This window comes from Roseibium sp. AWQ4_290 (genome assembly GCF_056160985.1).
This window is the reverse complement of record NZ_JBSWYG010000003.1, coordinates 67,564-88,282: the sequence shown is the minus strand read 5'-3', so window position 1 is coordinate 88,282 and position 20,719 is coordinate 67,564. Positions and strand designations below refer to the sequence as shown.

17 protein-coding genes are annotated in these 20,719 nt (G+C 59.0%); 6 read left to right on the top strand and 11 right to left on the bottom strand.

The features are described from left to right. Window positions 1-189: 189 nt before the first annotated feature. A complete protein-coding gene (locus ACXAH0_RS04120; RefSeq protein WP_475174139.1) occupies window positions 190-2,802 on the top strand; it encodes a PAS-domain containing protein in 2,613 nt (870 codons plus the stop codon). Between the two features lie 141 nt (window positions 2,803-2,943). Here ACXAH0_RS04120 and ACXAH0_RS04115 read toward each other — a convergent pair whose 3' ends face one another. The 7 genes from ACXAH0_RS04115 to ACXAH0_RS04085 form a co-directional block, all read right to left on the bottom strand. Then, entirely contained in the window at window positions 2,944-4,854 is a 1,911-nt protein-coding gene (locus ACXAH0_RS04115) for a methyl-accepting chemotaxis protein (RefSeq protein WP_475189302.1), read from the bottom strand. A gap of 320 nt (window positions 4,855-5,174) precedes the next feature. After that, a complete protein-coding gene (locus ACXAH0_RS04110; protein ID WP_475174145.1) occupies window positions 5,175-5,582 on the bottom strand; it encodes a F0F1 ATP synthase subunit epsilon in 408 nt (135 codons plus the stop codon). Window positions 5,583-5,676: 94 nt separating this feature from the next. Further along, window positions 5,677-7,101 (bottom strand): F0F1 ATP synthase subunit beta, encoded by a 1,425-nt coding sequence (gene atpD / locus ACXAH0_RS04105; RefSeq protein WP_475174147.1) that lies wholly within the window; start codon window positions 7,099-7,101, stop codon window positions 5,677-5,679. A gap of 125 nt (window positions 7,102-7,226) precedes the next feature. Beyond that, entirely contained in the window at window positions 7,227-8,111 is an 885-nt protein-coding gene (locus ACXAH0_RS04100) for a F0F1 ATP synthase subunit gamma (RefSeq protein ID WP_475189299.1), read from the bottom strand. A gap of 33 nt (window positions 8,112-8,144) precedes the next feature. Then, a complete protein-coding gene (atpA, locus tag ACXAH0_RS04095) occupies window positions 8,145-9,674 on the bottom strand; it encodes a F0F1 ATP synthase subunit alpha (RefSeq protein ID WP_475189298.1) in 1,530 nt (509 codons plus the stop codon). Further along, window positions 9,674-10,234, bottom strand: coding sequence for a F0F1 ATP synthase subunit delta (locus ACXAH0_RS04090; protein WP_475189297.1), 561 nt, complete (start codon window positions 10,232-10,234; stop codon window positions 9,674-9,676). Before ACXAH0_RS04090 ends, atpA begins: the two co-directional genes overlap by 1 nt. 346 nt (window positions 10,235-10,580) lie before the next feature. Next, window positions 10,581-12,776 (bottom strand): primosomal protein N', encoded by a 2,196-nt coding sequence (locus tag ACXAH0_RS04085; protein ID WP_475174154.1) that lies wholly within the window; start codon window positions 12,774-12,776, stop codon window positions 10,581-10,583. Window positions 12,777-13,075: 299 nt separating this feature from the next. Here ACXAH0_RS04085 and fsa point away from each other — a divergent pair, with 299 nt between their 5' ends. Together fsa and ACXAH0_RS04075 are read left to right on the top strand one after the other, a co-directional pair. Continuing rightward, window positions 13,076-13,729 (top strand): fructose-6-phosphate aldolase, encoded by a 654-nt coding sequence (fsa, locus tag ACXAH0_RS04080; RefSeq protein ID WP_475174155.1) that lies wholly within the window; start codon window positions 13,076-13,078, stop codon window positions 13,727-13,729. 123 nt (window positions 13,730-13,852) lie between these two features. After that, window positions 13,853-14,812, top strand: coding sequence for a tyrosine recombinase XerC (locus ACXAH0_RS04075; protein ID WP_475189294.1), 960 nt, complete (start codon window positions 13,853-13,855; stop codon window positions 14,810-14,812). Between the two features lie 13 nt (window positions 14,813-14,825). Here the strand turns inward: ACXAH0_RS04075 and ACXAH0_RS04070 are convergent, their stop codons facing one another. Beyond that, entirely contained in the window at window positions 14,826-15,329 is a 504-nt protein-coding gene (locus tag ACXAH0_RS04070) for a GNAT family N-acetyltransferase (RefSeq protein WP_475174160.1), read from the bottom strand. 147 nt (window positions 15,330-15,476) lie between these two features. Between ACXAH0_RS04070 and ACXAH0_RS04065 the strand changes: the two genes are divergently transcribed. Next, window positions 15,477-15,881, top strand: coding sequence for a serine/threonine protein kinase (locus tag ACXAH0_RS04065; RefSeq protein ID WP_475174163.1), 405 nt, complete (start codon window positions 15,477-15,479; stop codon window positions 15,879-15,881). Window positions 15,882-16,005: 124 nt separating this feature from the next. After that, window positions 16,006-16,236 (top strand): hypothetical protein, encoded by a 231-nt coding sequence (locus ACXAH0_RS04060; protein WP_475189293.1) that lies wholly within the window; start codon window positions 16,006-16,008, stop codon window positions 16,234-16,236. A 77-nt stretch (window positions 16,237-16,313) separates the two neighbouring features. Here the strand turns inward: ACXAH0_RS04060 and ACXAH0_RS04055 are convergent, their stop codons facing one another. Further along, window positions 16,314-16,982: a cation efflux transmembrane domain-containing protein gene (locus ACXAH0_RS04055; protein WP_475189291.1), complete on the bottom strand. Its 669-nt coding sequence runs from the start codon at window positions 16,980-16,982 to the stop codon at window positions 16,314-16,316. 81 nt (window positions 16,983-17,063) lie between these two features. On the opposite strand from ACXAH0_RS04055, the gene ACXAH0_RS04050 reads away from it, so the two are divergent. Then, on the top strand, window positions 17,064-17,492 hold the full coding sequence (locus ACXAH0_RS04050) for a MerR family transcriptional regulator (RefSeq protein WP_475174173.1): 429 nt from the start codon (window positions 17,064-17,066) through the stop codon (window positions 17,490-17,492). Window positions 17,493-17,494: 2 nt separating this feature from the next. On the opposite strand, the gene ACXAH0_RS04045 is transcribed toward ACXAH0_RS04050, so the two are convergent. Together ACXAH0_RS04045 and lpdA are read right to left on the bottom strand one after the other, a co-directional pair. Then, window positions 17,495-19,000 (bottom strand): hypothetical protein, encoded by a 1,506-nt coding sequence (locus tag ACXAH0_RS04045; RefSeq protein WP_475189290.1) that lies wholly within the window; start codon window positions 18,998-19,000, stop codon window positions 17,495-17,497. A 302-nt stretch (window positions 19,001-19,302) separates the two neighbouring features. Further along, entirely contained in the window at window positions 19,303-20,706 is a 1,404-nt protein-coding gene (gene lpdA / locus ACXAH0_RS04040; RefSeq protein WP_475174178.1) for a dihydrolipoyl dehydrogenase, read from the bottom strand. Window positions 20,707-20,719: the final 13 nt, after the last annotated feature.

Genomic DNA, 20,719 nt, shown 5'->3' with positions numbered 1-20,719 from the left:
AAGTTTAACAATAAAGAAAAATCAGAGAATTAAAATTCCAAATGAAAATGAAAAATGGCAGATGCATACAAATATCTTCATTGCGTTTATATATTTCTCTATTCAGTTTATTGCATTGATATGATTATTAAATTGATACTATAACATACCAGAGTCCGGAGACGTGCGAATACGGAGTCTATATCGGAAATGGCGCTGGCAAGGGTACAGAATGAAAATGAAAGGCTGGAAGCTTTACGGAAGCTAGCCATTCTGAATTCTGAGCATCTGCCAGAATATGATGCGGTCGTTTCCAACCTGTCTCATATGCTGGAATGCCCGATTGCCCTGATATCGATCGTGGACAGGACCAAGGTCTGGTTCAAGGCGGCTGTGGGCCTGGACACCCCTGAAACCCGCCGGGAAAATTCCTTTTGCACCCACACCATTCTCGGTCAGGATATCCTGATTGTTCCCGACACTCTGGAAGATCCGCGCTTCCAGGACAGCCCGCTGGTCACGGGACCTCTCGGGGCCCGCTTCTATGCCGGCTGCCCAATCTCCCTGGATGGACAGAACTGCATTGGCACAATCTGTGTCATTGACCACAAGCCCCGCCAGCTTACAGACGTCCAAGTGACGCAATTGCGCAATACAGCCAAAGTGGTCGAAGGTCTGATCAAATCGCTGAAGGCGGGCTACGAAACGCGGGAGGCCCTTGAAAAAGCAGAGCAGGAACAGGCAAAGGCCGACAGACACCAGGGTCTCCTGACCGAAATCGCCCAAGTGTCCGGAGTTGGCGGCTGGGACTATGACCCCCGCACCGGCCTGATGACCTGGACCGACAAGACACGGGACATTCTGGGCGTGGATGCCGCTTTCGAGCCTGACCTGGATACCCTTCTGGCGTTCCTGTGTCCCTCACACCGGGACGTCCTGGAAAGCGCCTTCCACGAGGGCCTCCGCGATGGCGTCAGCTGGGACAGGGATCTGCAACTGACCAATGCCAAAGGCCAGGAGATCTGGGTCCGGCTGGCCGGCCATGCAGTCGTCGAAAACGGATCGGTGCGCCGGCTTGTCGGCGTGCTGCTGGATATCACCCGGGCCCGCCAAAAAGACCAGGAAGCCCGGGCGGCCGAAGCCGTGCGCCGCTCCACCTTTGAAGCGCTTCAGGAAGGCATTTTGCTGGTTTGCCCGGAAGGCTGCATCCGCTCCCTCAACTCCGCCGCCATGGATTTGCTGGGCCTGACCGGACAGAACCTGGCAGACACGGACCTGACCGGGAAATGCGCGCACGACCTGCCAGTGTCGTTTCAGATGCCCAGTCTCGTTGACGGTTCGTCCGTCAATCCTTTCAAACTCGCAATCCGGGATCCCGGCAGAATACGGGACGTGGAACTTCAGGTCCGGGATGAACCCAGCGGCCGCCTGCGCTGGCTGCGCATGAATGCGCAAAGCATCGAACCAAGTGGTGAGCATGATCTGGCCGGAGCTGTGATCTCCCTGGCCGATATCACCAAGCTGAAACAGCAGGCAGAAACGCTGCAGGTCTTTTTTGACAACTTCCCGGGTGGTCTTGTCCATCACGACAGCGGCCAGATCCTGTCGTCCTGGAACTCGGAATTTGTGCGCCTGTTCAACATACCGGAAGAGTTCCTGCAGAAGGACCCGCCCCCAACACTGCAAGACACAGTCGCCTTCCTCGCCGCACGGGGGGATTACGGCCCGGGCAAACCGGACGAGATCGCCGAAGAGCGTATCCGGAAATACGGCTCTTCCAACACCCATATCTATGAACGCACAACGTCGGAAGGCCGCGTGCTTGAGGTGCGTGGCACCACCCTTGCCAATGGCGGCAATGTCACCAGCATCATGGACATCACCGACCGCAAACGGATGGAAGAGCAGCTGGTGGAAAAGGAACGCCTGGCCACCAAGCGGTTGAACGAGCTGGAAGCGGTTATCGCCAATATGCGCCAAGGGGTCTGCGTCTTCGACAATGAAGGCCGCATTTCTCTTTGGAACAAACAATTCCTGGACCTCTTCGACAAACCGCAAGGGGAAGTCCAAAAAGGCATGCATCTGATTGACGTGCTTGAGCTTGAGAAATCGCGCAACCATTTTGACGGCGACTCCATCGCCTATTACCTGGCCCTTCGGGACCGGCTGGATGCGGGAGAGGTCGTACGGACAACCCTGAGGCATCCGAATGGCAAGGTCCTGAGCATTGTTCGCACCCCCTTGCCCGATGGCGGCTGGATCGGCACTCATGAAGACGTCACCCTGCGCGAGCGGGCCACCGAGAAGATCACCCACGCCGCCCATCACGATACCCTTACGGGACTTGCCAACCGCACGCTGTTCAATCTCAAGCTGGAAGATGCAATCACGCGCTCACAGCTTTATGGCGAAGCCAGCGACCTTCTGATGGTCGATCTCGACCGGTTCAAGCCGGTAAATGACACCTATGGGCACCATGTCGGGGATGAGCTTCTGACGCTTGTTGCCACGCGGCTGAAGGATTGTGTGCGTTCCAAGGACACAGTCGCCCGTCTGGGGGGCGATGAATTCGCAGTGATCGTGCGCAACACCGAAGCCGAACGGGGGCTGGCCACGCGCATCGCTCAACGCATCGTCACCGAACTCAAAAGGCCCTACCAGATCGAAGGCAACTCCATCTTGATCAGTGCCAGTGTCGGTATTGCCGCCATCCAAGGGGCTGGAGATGCCGCCAGCCCCCTTCTTAAGAAAGCAGACGTTGCCCTTTATGCGGTTAAAAATGCAGGCCGGGACGGCTTCCAGCATTTCGAGGAACAGGCCTGACCAGCCCCAACCCTTTCCAAGAGCGAACCGCGGCCTGTTTCCAGGTCGCGGTCCAGAAGGTCTCAATTCTCTCACCCTAATTTTGATGACAAGACATCCGGGGCAAAGCCCATCAAATAGGCGCCATCATATCACCTTGCGTCAGGCGGCCCGGACTTCCGTCAAGAAGGTCTCAATCGTGGACCGCATCTCTTCCGCCTGCTGGGCCAGCTTTTCCGAAGCGTCCAACACCCCCTTGGCGGCCGCGTCGGTCTCGCTGGCGGCCTGGGAGACACGGGCAACATTGCTGCTGACAACCCCGGTTCCCCCGGCGGCCTGATCCACATTGGTTGCAATTTCGCCCGTCGCCGCTGACTGCTCCTCGATGGCCGAGGCAATGGTTGTGGCAACGCTGTTCATTTCATCGATGATCTCGCTGATCACCTGAATACCGCCCACGGCATCCTTGGTCTCTTCCTGAATAGCGGAGATCTTCTGGGAAATCTCCTCCGTCGCTTTGCCAGTCTGGCTGGCCAGGTCCTTCACTTCCGCTGCCACAACGGCAAAGCCCTTGCCCGCCTCGCCGGCCCGTGCCGCTTCGATGGTGGCATTCAATGCCAGCAGGTTGGTCTGTTCGGCAATGTTCTGGATCAGCCCAATGACCTCGCCAATATCCTCAGCGACCGTCGCAAGGCTTCCGATCTGGGCATTGGTTTTTTTCGCCTCGGACGAGGCTTTCGCGGCAATACCGGTGGAGTGGCTGACCTGGGAACTCACTTCCGTAAGCGAGGCGGACAGCTCTTCCGTGGCGCTCGCGACCGTCTGGACGTTGGTTGTCGCCTCTTCGGCAGCACTAGCGGCTTCCGCCGACTGCATGCTGGTGTCCTGGGCCGTCTGGGTCATCTGGGTCGCAGTGGATTGCAACGCGATTGTCGCACCGTCGACCACTTCCAGCAGACCGGCACTTTGTTTGCTGAATGTGTCGATCAGAGCGGCAATCTTCTCATTGCGGACCTCACGGGCCTCTTGCTCCTGCTCTTGCTGCTCCGCCAGTTGCTGGCGCTGGACAACCCCGTCCAGGAACCCGGCAACCGATTGGGCTACCGTGCCGATCTCATCCTTGCGCTCAGCTTCCTTGAAAGCGACAGATGTGTCTCCCGCCGACAGGCGCGTGGCATCGGCCACAAGCCGGGTGAGAGGGCGTGTAATGCTGAAGGTGATGATCACGGACAGGCCAACGGCCACCAGGAAGCCAATAGCAGCCACAAAGGCAATCTGGTATTCCGCAAAGACGGCCCGCTCCACCGTGTTGTCAGCGATCACGCCCGTGTCTGCAACTGCGCTTTCCTTGATCTCCGCAGCCCAGGCGTTGATCTGAGTGCCCGTATGATCCAGCACCGTGTTCCGGATCTCGTTGCGCTCCACGACGATATCATGAACCCGCTGTGCGGCCTGTCTGTAGTCTTCCAGCATCGGCAGGGTCTTTGCCAGCAGGTCCTTGCGGTCTGCATTTTCAATGCTTTCGCTCAGAGCGGTCGCTTCCTTTTGAACCTTGGCCATTTCCTCCATGGCCCGCTCAAAGTCTTCAGCCGTGTTGGACGCCAGGAACTTGAGCACATAAAGCCGGGCAAGAAGAAATTTCTGGGAGCTTCTGGCCGCCAGATTTGCGGTTTCATAGTCGCTGGCCCAGGTCGCGCTTTCATTGATGGTAGACAGGTTCTTGCGCGCTTCCGGTCCGATCACATCCAGACGGTTTGTTACCAGGTCATCCCGCTCCCGGTACAACTGCACAACCGTCTCGAGCCCCGTTTTGAAATTCGCCATACCGCCCTTGATTTTTTTCAAGAGCTCAACCCGCGCCGGATTATTGATTTCCGCGTCTGCGGTCTTCAAGCCCTCCTCCATCTGGCGGATGAAGTCATGAGCCTGCCCCAGAGCCTCGTCGGAACGGGTCTGCAGATACTTGTTCGTGTTCACCAGAACCTTGGCCATATCCGCATTGAGCTCTGCGGACAAAAGAGCATCTCCGCTCATGTCCCCCATCGCTTCGATGTCATTCACAAACTTGGTCAAAACGACGAAAGACCAGCCTCCAATTACGGCAACCAAGATTGCAACAAAAGAAAATCCAAGTAAAATCTTCCTTCGTATTGTCATATCGCGCTCCTTACGGAATACCGACTCAGATTCTTGCGAGTCGAATCAAAATACATTGGTTATTTTCTCTATCATTTATTTTAATTAATTTAGTTAATGAAATATTACAACTCCGTAATTCCCTTGTTACGCGCAATAGGATCTGCGTAAGTTGTTGAAATAATAGACATAAAAAAAACACCGCCTTGATGAAGGCGGTGTTCTGGAGAGCTATAAAAAGGACTTTGTAAGCTGGCTTAAGCCGCTTTCAGAGCTTCGGCAACGTCTTTCAGGCGCGCCAGGGTACGGTCAGCCTTCTGTTTCGCTGCGTCGTCCTTGGCATCGGCCGCATCTTCCTCGGCGTCGCGGATCGCCTGATCAAGCTGGTCCTTGCTGATCTCGGAGACCGGCACGGCCTGCTCGGCCAGAACCGTCAGACCACCGCCTGCCACATCGGCAAAACCGCCACGGACGAAATATTCGGTCCAGGTGCCTGCATCGGCCCGGACCTTCAAAATGCCCGGCGCGATGCTGGACATGAACGGGCTGTGGTCCTTCAGAACGCCAAATTCGCCTTCGGCGCCCGGAACGACAACCTCGGCGACCTGTTCGGACAGGAGCTGGCGCTCCGGCGACACCAACTCAAACTGGAAAAGTTCGGCCATTTGGCGGCTTCCTTGTCAGTCACGTTTCAGATGGCTGCGCCATCAGACTTGAAGAGACCGGACACCTTCCGGGCGTCCGGTCCTGCTGGTCGGATCAGGCAGCTTCCGCAGCCAGTTTCTGTGCTTTCTCAATGGCTTCTTCCATGGAGCCAACCATGTAGAAAGCAGCTTCCGGCAGATGGTCATATTCACCTTCCACCAGACCCTTGAAGCCCTTGATGGTATCTTCCAGAGCCACCAGCTTGCCCGGGGACCCGGTGAAGACTTCTGCCACGAAGAACGGCTGGGACAGGAAGCGCTCGATCTTGCGGGCGCGGGCAACGGTGAGTTTGTCTTCTTCAGACAATTCGTCCATGCCCAGGATGGCGATGATGTCCTGCAGAGCCTTGTAGCGCTGCAGCGTGCCCTGCACGGCGCGCGCCGTGTTGTAGTGCTCTTCACCGATGATGCGGGCGTCCAGCATGCGGGACGTGGAGTCCAGCGGGTCCACAGCCGGGTAGATGCCTTTTTCAGCGATCGAGCGGTTCAGAACGGTCGTAGCGTCCAGGTGGGCGAAGGTCGAAGCCGGCGCCGGGTCGGTCAAGTCATCGGCCGGAACGTAAACGGCCTGAACGGACGTGATCGACCCCTTGGTCGTGGTCGTGATCCGCTCCTGCATCGCGCCCATGTCGGTCGCCAGGGTCGGCTGATAGCCCACAGCGGACGGGATACGGCCGAGAAGCGCGGACACTTCGGACCCGGCCTGGGTGAAGCGGAAGATGTTGTCCACGAAGAACAGCACGTCCTGGCCCTGGTCACGGAAATGCTCGGCGACCGTCAGACCGGTCAAAGCAACACGGGCACGGGCTCCGGGAGGCTCGTTCATCTGGCCGTAGACGAGCGCCGCCTTGGAGCCCTCACCGCCGCCTTCCTTGTTCACGCCGGATTCAATCATTTCCCAGTAAAGGTCGTTGCCTTCACGGGTCCGCTCGCCCACACCGGCAAACACGGAGTAACCGCCATGCGCCTTGGCAACGTTGTTGATCAGCTCCATGATGAGAACGGTCTTGCCGACACCGGCACCGCCGAACAGGCCGATCTTGCCGCCCTTTGCGTAAGGCGCCAGAAGGTCGACGACCTTGATGCCCGTCACCAGGATTTCAGCTTCCGTGGACTGTTCGATGAAGGTCGGAGCTTCCTGGTGGATGCCGCGCTTGTCTTCATGCGGAATGTCGCCCGCTTCGTCCACCGGCTCCCCGATGACGTTCATAATGCGGCCCAGGGTGCCGTCGCCGACCGGAACGGCGATCGGTGCGCCGGTGTCGACCACGTCCTGACCGCGCACCAGACCTTCGGTGGAGTCCATGGCGATGGTGCGCACCGTGTTTTCGCCGAGGTGCTGGGCAACCTCAAGCACCAGGCGCACACCCTGATTGTCTACTTCAAGAGCGTTCAGGATCAACGGCAGGTGGTCATCGAACTTGACGTCGACAACGGCGCCGATGACCTGGGTGACCCGTCCGACCTGTTTGTCAGCCATATCCCTAATCCTCGTCTCGATCCCGTTTGATCAACCTGTTTCCTGAGCTTTCATGAGGAAACAGCCGGTTGATCGACATTAATACCAGTCTGGCAGTCTGCGCCCTTTCCCGGGCGCAGACTGCTCTAGAGCGCTTCGGCGCCCGAGATGATTTCAATCAGTTCCGTCGTAATCTGGGCCTGACGCTGGCGGTTGTAGTTGATCGTCAGCTTGTCGATCATCTCGCCTGCGTTGCGGGTCGCGTTGTCCATGGCGGACATGCGCGCGCCCTGCTCAGAAGCAGCATTTTCCAGAAGCGCCCGGAAAATCTGAACGGAAATGTTGCGCGGCAGAAGATCCTCAAGGATCTCCGTCTCATCCGGCTCATATTCGTAAACCGCCTGCGCGCCGCTGGCCTGCTCGCCCTCTCCGGCCTCAAAATGAGCCGGGATCAGCTGCTGGGCCGTCGGATCCTGCGCAATGACCGACTTGAAAGTCGAATAGAACAGGGTGCAGACGTCGAACTCGCCATCGGTGAACATCGAAAGGACATCCCGGCCGATTTCATCGGCATTGGCATAACCCACATTCTTAACGCTGCGCAGATCGACTGTCTTGATCACATGCTGGCCGAATTCGCGCTTCAACGCATCGAAGCCCTTCTTGCCAACACACATGATCTTTACGGTCTTGCCGTCCGCGATCAGGCTGCGGGCCTTCTCACGGGCCAGCTTGGCAATGTTGGTGTTGAAGCCCCCGCACAGTCCGCGCTCGGCCGTAGCAACCACCAGGAGATGCACCTGGTCCCTGCCCGTCCCGGACATCAGCTTCGGAGCATCGTCGCGGCCCTCAAAAGCCACCGCGAGATTGGCCAGCACGGCGTCCATGCGTTCCGCATAGGGGCGCGCGGCCTCCGCAGCTTCCTGGGCACGACGCAGTTTCGCCGCGGCCACCATCTGCATGGCCTTGGTGATTTTCTGCGTCGCCTTAACGGAAGCGATGCGGTTTCGTAAGTCCTTCAGGCTCGGCATGGCCGCCCCTGCTCCTTATCCCGGCGTGTGGTCTCAGGCGAAGTTCTTGGCGAACGCGTCGATGGCCGCTTTCAGCTTGGCCGTCAGGTCGTCGTCCAGAGCCTTCTTCTCCCAGATGGCGTTCAGCAAATCCTGGTGCTCGCCACGCAGGAACAGCAGCAGGCCTTCTTCGAAGTCCTTCACCCGGTCCACCGGATAGGTGTCGAGATACCCGTTCACACCGGCATAGATGACCGCGACCTGCTCTTCCGTCTTCAGCGGTGAGAATTGCGGCTGCTTCAGGAGTTCGGTCAGGCGGGCGCCACGGTTCAGCAGACGCTGGGTGGTGGCATCAAGGTCAGAGCCGAACTGGGCAAAGGCAGCCATTTCGCGGTACTGGGCCAGTTCCCCCTTAATCGGACCGGCAACCTGCTTCATGGCCTTGATCTGGGCGGACGAGCCTACGCGGGACACCGACAGGCCAACATTCACGGCCGGGCGGATACCCTGGTAGAAGAGGTCCGTTTCCAGAAAGATCTGACCGTCGGTGATCGAGATCACGTTGGTCGGGATAAACGCCGACACGTCGTTGCCCTGGGTCTCGATGACCGGGAGCGCCGTGAGGGATCCTTTGCCATGATCCTCATTGAGCTTCGCGGCGCGCTCCAACAGGCGGGAGTGCAGGTAGAAGACGTCGCCCGGGAAAGCTTCACGTCCCGGCGGGCGGCGCAGCAAGAGGGACATCTGACGATAGGCCACGGCCTGTTTGGTCAGATCGTCATAGCCGATCACAGCATGCATCGAATTGTCGCGGAAGAACTCACCCATCGCACAGCCGGCAAACGGTGCCAGGAACTGCAGCGGGGCGGCATCGGAAGCGGTCGCGGCCACGACGATGGAATATTCCAGCGCACCGGCATCTTCCAGGGTCTTCACGAACTGGGCAACGGTCGACCGCTTCTGGCCGACAGCCACATAGATGCAGTACAGCTTCACATCTTCGTCGTCGGACTTGTGCAGCGGCGCCTGATTCAGGAACGTATCCAGAATGATTGCGGTCTTGCCGGTCTGGCGGTCGCCAATCACAAGCTCACGCTGGCCACGGCCAACCGGGATCAGCGCATCAATTGCCTTCAGGCCGGTTGACATCGGCTCATGCACGGATTTGCGCGGCAGGATGCCTGGCGCCTTCACGTCCACACGGCGCTTTTCGGTGGCCTCAATCGGGCCCTTGCCGTCCAGCGGGTTGCCGAGCGGGTCAACAACGCGGCCCAGAAGGCCCTTGCCGACCGGCACTTCCACGATGGCTCCGGTCCGCTTGACGGTGTCGCCTTCCTTGATGTCACGGTCGGAGCCGAAGATCACGACGCCGACATTGTCGGATTCCAGGTTCAGGGCCATGCCCTTGATGCCACCCGGGAATTCAACCATTTCACCGGCCTGGACCTTGTCCAGACCATACACACGGGCGATACCGTCACCGACGGAGAGCACCTGACCAACTTCAGAAACTTCGGCTTCCTGGCCAAAGCTCTTGATCTGGTCCTTGAGGATTGCGGAGATTTCCGCGGCCCGAATATCCATCAGCCGACCTCTTTCATCGCGAACTTGAGTGAATTGAGCTTGGTACGCAGAGACGTGTCGACCATGCGGGACCCGACTTTGACCACAAGGCCGCCGATCAGGGCAGGATCAACCTTCGCTGCGATGTTTACGGTTTTGCCCGTTGAAGCCGAGAGAGCCTCTTTCAGGGCAGCGACATGCTCGTCGGACAGGGCGGCTGCGGAGGTGACCTCTGCAGTTTCCTCACCGCGCTTGTCTGCAAGCAGCGCGCGGAATGCCTTGATCATGTCGGGAAGAACGAAGAGGCGCCGGTTGCGGGCGGCCAGCTTCACAAAATTTGCGGCAAGACCTGAGATGCCTGCCTTGTCAAGAAGTGCTGTGAGCGCCGCAAGCTGCTCTTCTGCACTGAATGCCGGGCTTCTCACGAGACGGACGAGATCCTCACTTTCAGCATACATGCCTTCGAAAGCAGTCAGATCCCGCTCCACGTCAGCCGTGACGCCATCGCCTTCCGAAAGGTCGAGAAGGGCGGACGCGTAACGCTGTGCCACACCGGATACGAGAGATACGTTATCAGTCACCAGGTCCGTGCTCTCTGACGTTTTTTCAAGCCCACGGAACGGCAATCGCCCGCAAAACTTTGAAAATAATGATCTTTTTCAAGGTCAGAAGGTATGACGGTTAAGCCGATCCCCCCAAAGCCGCGCCTCAATTAGCACAGGGTTTCACCGTGTGCAACTTCGCCAAAAGACTGTTCTGGCCGATTTTTGGGAGTTTTTTGCAGCCCACGCCTCAAATCCCCTTTGCGGGCCTGCCGCCCTGGCTGCGAAATCGCGCCAAACTTCGCCAGAAAGCCCGTGTCTTTCCAGCTTGCAGCCCTCAAAACCGAGCGGTGGGACACCTGATTCCGTAGCGTTCAAACCGGTTTTACAAAAAATGCTGCGGGTCGATGTCGACCTGAACCCGCAGACCTTTAGACGGCTTCGGACCTGCGCTGAGCCAATGGCGCAAATAGGACTGAAGATCGAATTGGCGTGGGGCCATGGCAAGCAGCCTGTATCTATGCCGTCCCCGGACCATGGCTAGGGCGGCTTCCGCCGGCCCCAGCAAGGTGACCGCCGGATCATGCGGCGCCGCCCGCGCCAGGGCCCTGGAAAACCCTTCGGCAAAGCCCTTGTCCGGCCCGGACACCACCAAGGCGGCCAGCCGTCCAAATGGCGGCAGGCCGGCCGCGCGCCTGGCCTCGACTTCCGCCTGATAGAAGGCCTTCTTGTCTTCCGACAGAAGAGCCTTGATGACCGGATGCTCTGCGTTATAGGTCTGCAAATAACCGACACCGCCGCCGGTGACCCGGCCTGCGCGGCCGGTCACCTGCCCCAGCAATTGAAACGTCTTTTCCGCCGCGCGCGGATCCCCATGGGCCAGGCCCAGATCCGCATCGATGACACCGACCAGTTTCATTTTCGGGAAGTTATGCCCCTTGGCCACCAGCTGGGTGCCGATGACGATGTCGGCACCGCCCTCTTCCACGATCTTCATTTCCCGTTTCAGCCGTTCCGGCCCTCCGGGCAGGTCGGAGGACAGGACCAGCGTGCGCGCCTGGGGAAAAAGATCGGAGACCTCCTCCGCCACCCGCTCAACCCCGGGACCGCAGGCCACCAGACTGTCCTTGCTCTGGCAGGACGGGCAACTTTGGGGCACCGGCTCCACATGGCCGCAATGGTGGCAAACGAGCTTCTTCTGAAAGCGGTGCTCCACCAGCCAGGCGCTGCAATGCGAACATTGAAACCGGTGGCCACAGGTCCGGCACAGGGTCAGCGGCGCATAGCCGCGCCGGTTCAAGAAAAGCAGGGACTGGTCGCCAGCCGCAAACGTCTCCTTGATCGCATGGACCAGCTGCGGCGCCAGCCAGCGCCCCCGCTCCGGACCGTCCATGCGCATGTCGATGGCCTTCAAATCCGGCAGCTCCGCCCCGGAGGCCCGCTCCGGTAATTCAACCAGGCTGTAGCGGCCCGTTTCCGCATTGACATGGCTTTCAACAGAAGGGGTTGCGGACGCCAGAACAACAGGAAACCTGGAAATATGACCGCGCACCACTGCCATGTCCCGGGCCGAATAGGGCACCCGGTCATCCTGCTTGAAGGCCGCATCATGTTCTTCATCAACAATGATGAGCCCCAGCTCGCGGAAGGGCAGGAACAAGGCCGATCTGGCGCCGATCACCACCCGCACATCGCCGGAAGCGACACCACGCCAGACCCGCGCCCGGGTTTTTGGCGTGATTTCAGAATGCCACTCGGCGGGATAGACCCCGAACCGCTGTTCGAACCTGCGCAGGAACTGCTCGGTCAAGGCAATTTCCGGGATCAGGACCAGCGCCTGCTGGTCCCGGCGCAGAGCTTCTGCAATCGCCTCGAAATAGACCTCGGTCTTGCCCGACCCTGTCACGCCATCAATCAGCGACACGCCTGCGCCTGCGTCAAAACTGCGGATCAGGCTTCCGGCGGCCGCCTGCTGGGCTGGCGTCAAGTCTTTCTTCGCAAAATCGATCTGAGGCCTGGGCGGCGGCGGGGCCGCAGGCATGGAGATCACCTCCAGCACCTGTTGCTGGATCAAACCGTCAATCACGGAAGCCGACACCCCGGCCGCATGGGCCAGGCCGCTTTTGGTCCAGGCCATGCCGTCCGCCATCGTCTCCAGCACTTTCCGGCGCGCCGCCGTCTGCCGGTCCGGCTCAGCCCCTTCGATCCGGCGCACTCCGGGCACCGGCGCTTCCGGCGCCAGGGCCTCTTCTGAGCGCAGCACCATGCGCAGCACCATGCCGGGCGCGCCGAGGGTCCAGTTGGCCACCCAGTCGACAAACCGGCGCAGATCCTTATCCAGCGGCGGCGTCTCCTGATAGATGCGGGAAATCGTTTTCAGCTTTTGCGGGTTGATCGCCGCATCCGGCTCAATGTCCCAAACGGCCCCGATAACTTCACGGGGCCCTAGCGGCACCTTGACTATTGTCCCCGGAACCACCGTCTGGCCGGCCGGCACTTTATACGTATAGGCTCCCGCAATGGCGACGGGCACCAGCACGCTGGCAATCGTTTCCTGAGGATCGGGATCGTCAAACAGCACGGATTTTCAGGTCTCCAAAATGTCAGGGCAGGTCCCGGTGCCATCCGGCAGGCTGGTTTCATAATCCGGTGCAGGTTTGCCCGGCAAGGACCAGCAATCAAGCCCTGCGGCATTTGCGGGACGCACCACAGGAATTTCATCCACCGGAGAATCAGGGGTTCTTCTTGTCATCATCCTAGGGTAAAGAGAGCGCGGCTCACCGCGCAAATTTTTGCTTCCGCCTGACCGGGCAAGACCGGCAGACGGCAGCAGACCGGACGGGTGCTTTGATACGGGTGCCTTACAAGGAGTAGACAGGCATGAAATTCTTCGTCGACACGGCCGACACCGCCGAAATCCAGGAACTGGAAGCCACCGGTCTCCTTGACGGCGTCACCACCAATCCGTCCCTGATTGCCAAGTCGGGCCGCGATTTCAAGGAAGTGATTGCCGAGATCTGCGAGATCACAGACGGTGATGTTTCGGCTGAAGTGGCCGCCACCGATTTCGACACCATGATGAAAGAAGCCGAAGTGCTTCAGGCACTTGCCGACAATGTGGTCATCAAGTTGCCGTTGACCTTCGACGGACTGAAAGCCTGCAAGCTGCTGACGGAAGACGGCACCAAGACGAATGTTACCTTGTGCTTCTCCGCGAACCAGGCCCTTCTGGCGGCCAAGGCTGGCGCGACCTACATCTCGCCGTTCATCGGGCGCCTTGACGACATGAACATCGACGGCCTGGAACTGATCCGCGAAATCCGCGTGATCTATGACAATTACGGCTTTGATACCGAGATCCTGGCCGCCTCGATCCGCACCGCCAATCATGTGAAGGAATGCGCGATCATCGGCGCAGATGTGGCAACGGTCCCACCAGCGACCCTGAAGGGCCTCGTTAAGCACCCCCTCACAGACAAGGGCCTGGACGCCTTCCTGGCCGATTGGGCCAAGACCGGGCAGAGCATTCTTTAAGTCTGTCATCAGACCAACAGAACAGGATCGGCCCGGACCATATCCGGGCCGTTTTTTGTGGGCAGTCTTGCTATGGTGGGCCGGTTAACCAATCGGTACAGGCCGGTGTCCTAAACTCCCCTCATGAGCCCGACTGCATCCGACATGTCCAATCTTCTTGTGACCGCTCTGCCGGACCTGAACCACCGGGTCGGATTGTGGCTGGATCATCTGTCGGATGAACGCCGCCTGTCGGACAAGACGCTGCTCGCCTATGACCGGGACCTGCGGCAGTTTCTGCGCTTCCTGACTATGCATCTCGGCGGTGCCCCCGGCCTGGAAGACATTGCTGCACTCCGGCCTGCCGATTTCAGGGGGTTTCTGGCGTCCCGCCGCAGACAAGGGGTGCAAAGCCGGTCACTTGCCAGGGGGCTTGCCGGCATCCGTTCGTTCCTGAAGTTTCTGGAGCGGCGCGGCGAGGTGAATGCGGCTGCCTCCGATGCGGTGCGACCGCCGCGCCAGGCCCGCTCGCTGCCCAAGCCGGTGTCGGCCAAGGATGCACTGGACGTGACCAGCGGCGATCTGGCCCTGGAAAGCGAGACCTGGATTGAAGCGCGCAATGCCGCAGTGCTGACCTTGCTCTATGGCTGTGGCCTGCGGATCTCCGAGGCGCTTTCGCTGACCGGACGCATGGCGCCAACGCCTGGCACAAAGACCCTGCGCATTCTCGGCAAAGGCCGCAAGGAGCGCATCGTGCCGATCCTGCCCGCCGTCTGCGAGGCCATTGCCCTTTACCTCAAACATTGCCCCTATGCGGTCTCTGCGGACGGGCCGCTGTTCCTGGGCGCCCGGGGCGGAGCGCTCAACCCGCGCATGATCCAGCTGGCCATGGAAAAGCTCCGCGGCGCGCTCGGCCTGCCCGACACTGCGACCCCGCATGCCCTGCGCCATTCCTTTGCCACGCATCTTCTGGCCGGTGGCGGGGATCTGCGCACCATTCAGGAGCTGCTCGGTCATGCAAGCCTCTCCTCGACACAGATTTATACTGAAATCGATTCCGCCCACTTGCTGGCCGCCTATGACAAGGCGCATCCGAGACGGTAAGGAGCTGCGGGTCTCAGTCAGGCCGTGGCAGCGCATAAACAGAGCGGATCTCGCCATCGGGGAAGGTTTCGCGCGCAATCTCCCGGCCGTTCAGCTTCTGCACCAGTTTTTTCGCGGCGATATTGCTGTCCTTCATATGGGTTTCCACAAGCGCCCAGCCATATTGGTCATAAGCATGGCGGATGGCGGCGCGCGAGGCGTCCACGGCAATACCCCGGCCCCGCGCTTGCGGCAGCAACCACCAGGTCAGTTCGCGCCGTGGCCACCCCTGCGGCCAGACAAAGCCACAGCCGCCGACCGGATCGCCACTGTCTTTCAGGACAATCATCCATATGCCATAGCCGCGCAACTGCCAGTGCCCCAGATGTGCCGCCAGACCCCGCCAGGCCTGGTCGGCCCGCAACGGACCGCCATAAAAGCGCGAGGCGTCCGGATCGGAAAAAAACGACTTGTAAACCTCAAAGTCGCTATGCTCTGGCGGGCGCAGCACAAGCTGCTCCGTGGTGAGTGAGTGCATGACCGGGACACTTTCGATTGAATGCGAATCGCTAAAGGCGAATATTCCATCGGCAAGTATATAAAATACCTGCAACCGGATCCCGCAGAGGACCGGAAAAAGCGCCTCGGACAGGCACCGCAAGCAAGCTTTCGCTGGAGACCTTCAATGCGTATCGTGATCCTTGCAGCCAGCCTGTTCTTCCTCCTTGTGGCCCCCTCCCAGGCCGAACGCATCTATTGCCCGCTTCCCGAAGACGGGGTCTGGGTCAATCCGGAGGCCAAGCCCAAGGAAATCAGCCGGGTGGAAGTGCGCAGCAAATGTGAGAACGAGCGGGTTTACATCAAGGTCCGGGCGTTTACCGCCTGTATTCCACGGGACTGCAAATGGGGCTGGACCGATGCGGAGCTGCGTTCGGACGGCGCGATCGTCGTTCTTCTGATCGGCTTCCTGAGCAGCAAAAAGATCACGCTCAGAGCTTTCGGCGACGTTCTGGACACCCATGTCGTCAACGTAATCAACGACTTGTCAGAGCCAAATACGCAACAAACCTTTAACCTTAACCGCCAGTGAAGCACTGATCTTAACCTTGGTATCAATCTTCACCCGGTTTTTCCTTGCCGGATTTCAGTTTTGCTTTACCTTTATCAGTGTCGCGACAGTACCCCGCGACATTCGATGGAGGCTTAAGATGCGCATGACCAGCACTTTTACGGCAGTCCTCACCCTGAGCGCCTTTGCCATTGCTCCGGCAACTGCGTGCCCATGGGACAAAACTGCCAAGGCCGACAAGAACATGACCGTTGCGGAAACGGCTCCAGTTCCAAACGTCGAAACGGACATTTCCATCGCGACCAATGACCTCAGTCAGGCGGTCGTGGAGGAACAGACCATTCTGCAGGCGCCTTCCGGGCCGCCTGCCGAGTAATCCAAGTTTCTAACGCTCCAATCCATTGACCGCTGCTTCGGCAGCGGTTCTTTTTTGTGCCTCTCAAAAAGACACTGTCAGATCGGCCCCGATGGGATGATCTCCTGGTCTTCAAGAGGCGCCGGATGATCGGCCTTGTACCGGTATTCCTTTCGTCCCTGACCGAGAATCTGGAGCGCGGAGGAGAGGAACAATGCTGCCATTAGGCCTGCCACGATGAGATCCGGCCAGGCCGTTGCCGTGCCCCATACGCCCATGGCCGCAGCCATCACTGCCACATTGCCGATGGCGTCATTGCGCGAGCAGAGCCAGACAGAGCGCACATTGGCATCCCCGTCCTTGTAGCGCATCAACAGCACCACGCTGGCCAGATTGACCGCAAGGGCGAGAAAACCGATGGATCCCATGACTGCGGCCTGGGGCACGCCCAGGACAAAAACCTGATAGAGCGTGGAACCGGCGACCCATGCCCCCATCAAGAGCAGACTGACCCCTTTGGCCAGAGCAGCCGTTGCCCGGGTTTTCAGCGAGGTCCCAATCACCGCAAGGGATACCCCGTAGGTCAGCGCATCGCCGAAGAAATCCAGGGCATCCGCCTGCAGCGCTTTTGAGCCGGCAGCCTGACCGGCAGCCATCTCCACTGCGAACATGACCGCATTCAAGCCAATCACCAGCCACAAACGGCGGCGGTAGTCCCTGGACATTCCATCAAATGACCCGTGGGATTTTGCGCAGCAGGCGCCCATGTCCGTCTCCTTGAAACATCTTGATTTCCTGTCTGCCAGGCCTTCTAATCCCTATAGTGGCTAGAGGTTCAAGAGGCTTTTATGGATTTTTCAATCGGAGACTTGTCGAAACAGACCGGAGTGAAGGTCCCCACGATCCGCTATTATGAAAAAGAAGGCCTGATTGACACGCCTGTGCGGACCGAAGGCAACCAGCGGCGCTACCGGGAGGCAGACCGGGACCGGCTCGGCTTTATCAAACATTGCCGGGATCTCGGCCTGCCTATGCCAGCTGTCCGGGAGCTGATTGACCTTTCCCGGCACCCAGATATGCCGTGCCAGGAGGCAGACCGCATTGCGCTCGATCAGCTGGTGGCGGTGCGGGCACGTATTGCCTATCTGAAAAAGCTGGAAGCCGAACTTGAGCGCATCGCAGCCAGCTGCAAGGGCACACACACCATGACAGATTGCAACGTGCTCAAGGCCTTCGGCGATCACAGCTTGTGCCGCCATAACCACAACAAAACCTGAGGTCAGGACCCTTCGGGAAGCTGAATGGTGCGGCCTGTTGAATAGTCCTTCAATTGCACACTGCCGCCGGTGCGCTCAAGCCGCAGCATGGTCCAGCCTTCGGCCGGAAGCCGGCAGGACTGACGGCCCATGACACAGGGCAACTGCGGGGTATGCCGGTAGCTTATACCGCCGGCCTTGACCGCATCGGCAATGGCCGTATGCCCCTTGAGATATCCGAACAAGGTATAGGGGCTGAGATACCAGACCTCCCCAGGGTTCAGTTCGCTCAGCTTTTCGGCCCGGGCAAGGGGAAACTTGCGTCCCCATGTCCAGGCAATTGCATCGCGGGTCTGATGGTCCAGATAGTGATGCGCCATGGTTTCATCGATGAACACGCGCTTGTGGGCCGCGACATCATGCTGATAATCCTTGAGCGCAAGGTCCCGGCCCGGGGCGGTGCCGGACAGCAGGTAAAACAGCAGGAAGTTGGCTGACACCACGAGGATAACCAGACCGTAAATCCCATAGGCGAGCGCCTGGAAGCGCTTTGCCGTGACCGCATCAAGCGCCACCAGAAAGACGGCACTGGCCGCAAGGTTCCTGGCCAGTGCCTTGTCATGCAGGAACGCTCCCAGCCCCTGCCCTGCCGCCAGCATCAGGCAAAGCAGCGCTGCCGCACGCGACCACCTTGTGAGGATCAGTCCTGTCGCGGCAAAAATCCCAGCCCGGAGCAGCGCCTCGTCATTGATGCCGTGCCCGGTTGACCTCGCCGCATGGAAGACAAGCTGACCAAAAAAGTCGCGATACTGAAACTCAATGCTGAGCGAAAAGACCAGCAGGCCCAGAAGGAGGGCGATCCCATTTTCAAGAATGAAGCGGCCAAACCCGAGCTTGCGGGAATAAAGCTGCCACAAATCATGCGCCAAGATAGCGCCGAGGCTCCAGGCGAAGACAGCCGGTGAGGCCAAGGGTGCAAACGCAAGCATAAATTTGCCGAGCGTTCTGACACCGGAGACCCTTAGCTCTGTTTCTCCGTGATCCTGCAAGCGGGCTGCGAGAAACAGCATAAACAGGCCAAACATCCAAAAAATACAGGCGGTGGTCTCGAGCCGAAAACCTGCCACCACATACATTGGCGCGAAGAGCAGGGGGGCCATTATGGCCGCTTTGGGCAACCGGATTGCCAGACACAAGCCTGAAAAGGCAAGGGCGGTCGATAAAAAACACACATACTCATAGGCAATCACTGTCAGCCTGCTGACCCCGAAAAGTTCCAGGAACAAGCCGGACAGGATCAGATGAAACCGGGTGTAGAGATGATAATTCTCCAGCCCTGGAAACTGTATGGCCAGCAACGGATTGATATGCTCACCTGTGGCTGCATATTCCGTGGCCCAGGGCACAAAGAACAGGTCATCTATATTGGCAATCGTATGGCTCGGCCAGAAGAACACCAAGGCTGATCCGATACAGAACAGCCCCCAAAGACCCGCCATGTGTGCGGTCATACGTCCGTTTGATTTCATGTGCATTGCGCGCCCCACGCATCTTTAAAGAACTGCCATGGCCCTCGGCCAAAGAGGCTGAAAAAGGACAAGACGTTTTAGCGGTCTATCGCATTGGATGACTTCCGGCAAAAGGAGACTTTCAAAGCGAAGGTAGATCCCGCTTAAACGCCAGGAAAGTACAACTGGAACCGATCTGATCACCTCCGTCGAAAGACCTGAGTCTGATGGCTTCCGTTCGCTTTCCCTTTACAAGGCAAAGGCGCTGCAAGCCAGAGACTTGCAGCGCCTTTCAAGACATTCCGATCCGCGAGGACCGAAGATCAGGAATGGATCGGCTTGGCGAAAGTGGCCAGGGCGGCTTCCTTGACCGCTTCCGACATGGTCGGGTGCGCGTGGCAGGTGCGGCCGAGATCTTCAGACGAGCCGCCGAATTCCATCAGAACCGACGCTTCGTGGATCATTTCCCCGGCGCCGAAGCCGACAATGTGAACGCCGAGCACCCGGTCGGTCTTTGCATCGGCCAGAACCTTGGCAAAGCCGTCGGTCTGGTTCATGGCACGGGCCCGGCCATTGGCGGAGAAGTTGAACTTGCCGGTCTTGTACTCAACCCCGGCTGCTTTCAGCTCTTCTTCCGTTTTGCCGACTGAGGCCACTTCCGGATGGGTGTAGACGACACCCGGAATGACGTCGTAATTCACGTGACCGGCCTGCCCTGCAAGGATTTCGGCAATGGCAACGCCTTCATCCTCGGCCTTGTGCGCCAGCATCGGACCGGCGACCACGTCGCCGATCGCATAGATCCCGTCCACGTTGGTCTTGTAGTGGGCGTCGATCTGCACCCGGCCGCGCTCATCAAGTGCCACACCGGCGGTCTCCAGGCCGAGCCCTTCCGTATAAGGCCGGCGGCCGATGGCAACCAGAACGATGTCGGCTTCGATGACGTCCGGCTCACCGCCCTTGGCCGGCTCCACCGTGACAGCCAGGCCCTTGCCCTTCTTCGCAACGCCGGTGACCTTGGAAGACAACTTGAAGTCCATGCCCTGTTTTTTCAGCATGCGCTGGAAATTCTTGGAGACGTCCCCGTCCATCGGCCCGAGGATCTTGTCCATGAATTCCACCACGGTTACCTGGGAGCCCAGACGGTTCCAGACAGACCCCAGTTCCAGACCGATGACACCGCCACCGACAACCACAAGCTTGCCCGGCACCTTTTCCAGCTCCAGAGCGCCGGTGGAGGACACGATCTGCTTTTCATCGATCTCAACGCCCGGCAGCGGCATGACATCCGAGCCGGTGGCGATCACGATGTTCTTCGTCTCCAGAACACTGGACGTGCCGTCTTCGGCGGCAACTTCCACCTTGCCCGGTCCCTGGATCTTGCCGGTGCCGGTGTGAACATCGATCTTGTTCTTCTTCATCAGGAACGCGACGCCGCTGACATTGGCATCAACCACATCGCTTTTGTGTTTCATCATGCCCGGCAGATCGACCTTGGGCTTGGATACCTTGATGCCGATTTTCTCAAATCCGTGGCTGGCTTCCTCGAACATTTCGGAGGCATAGAGCAAGGCCTTGGAGGGAATGCAGCCAATATTGAGACAGGTTCCTCCAAGGGTAGAACGTTTTTCCACCACCGCGGTTTTCAGGCCCAGCTGGGCCGCCTTGATCGCGCAGACATAGCCCCCCGGGCCGGTTCCGATGACGACAAGATCATATTGGGACATTTTAGGTCGCCTT

What these genes read in the sequence shown, in the direction of transcription:
- ACXAH0_RS04120 (WP_475174139.1), top strand. Translation starts at nt 190, where the DNA reads ATGGCGCTGGCAAGGGTACAGAATGAAAATGAAAGGCTGGAAGCTTTA.
- ACXAH0_RS04110 (WP_475174145.1), bottom strand. Translation starts at nt 5,582, where the DNA reads ATGGCCGAACTTTTCCAGTTTGAGTTGGTGTCGCCGGAGCGCCAGCTC.
- atpD (WP_475174147.1), bottom strand. Translation starts at nt 7,101, where the DNA reads ATGGCTGACAAACAGGTCGGACGGGTCACCCAGGTCATCGGCGCCGTT.
- ACXAH0_RS04100 (WP_475189299.1), bottom strand. Translation starts at nt 8,111, where the DNA reads ATGCCGAGCCTGAAGGACTTACGAAACCGCATCGCTTCCGTTAAGGCG.
- atpA (WP_475189298.1), bottom strand. Translation starts at nt 9,674, where the DNA reads ATGGATATTCGGGCCGCGGAAATCTCCGCAATCCTCAAGGACCAGATC.
- fsa (WP_475174155.1), top strand. Translation starts at nt 13,076, where the DNA reads ATGAAATTCTTCGTCGACACGGCCGACACCGCCGAAATCCAGGAACTG.
- ACXAH0_RS04075 (WP_475189294.1), top strand. Translation starts at nt 13,853, where the DNA reads ATGAGCCCGACTGCATCCGACATGTCCAATCTTCTTGTGACCGCTCTG.
- ACXAH0_RS04070 (WP_475174160.1), bottom strand. Translation starts at nt 15,329, where the DNA reads ATGCACTCACTCACCACGGAGCAGCTTGTGCTGCGCCCGCCAGAGCAT.
- ACXAH0_RS04065 (WP_475174163.1), top strand. Translation starts at nt 15,477, where the DNA reads ATGCGTATCGTGATCCTTGCAGCCAGCCTGTTCTTCCTCCTTGTGGCC.
- ACXAH0_RS04060 (WP_475189293.1), top strand. Translation starts at nt 16,006, where the DNA reads ATGACCAGCACTTTTACGGCAGTCCTCACCCTGAGCGCCTTTGCCATT.
- ACXAH0_RS04055 (WP_475189291.1), bottom strand. Translation starts at nt 16,982, where the DNA reads ATGGGCGCCTGCTGCGCAAAATCCCACGGGTCATTTGATGGAATGTCC.
- ACXAH0_RS04050 (WP_475174173.1), top strand. Translation starts at nt 17,064, where the DNA reads ATGGATTTTTCAATCGGAGACTTGTCGAAACAGACCGGAGTGAAGGTC.
- ACXAH0_RS04045 (WP_475189290.1), bottom strand. Translation starts at nt 19,000, where the DNA reads ATGAAATCAAACGGACGTATGACCGCACACATGGCGGGTCTTTGGGGG.
- lpdA (WP_475174178.1), bottom strand. Translation starts at nt 20,706, where the DNA reads ATGTCCCAATATGATCTTGTCGTCATCGGAACCGGCCCGGGGGGCTAT.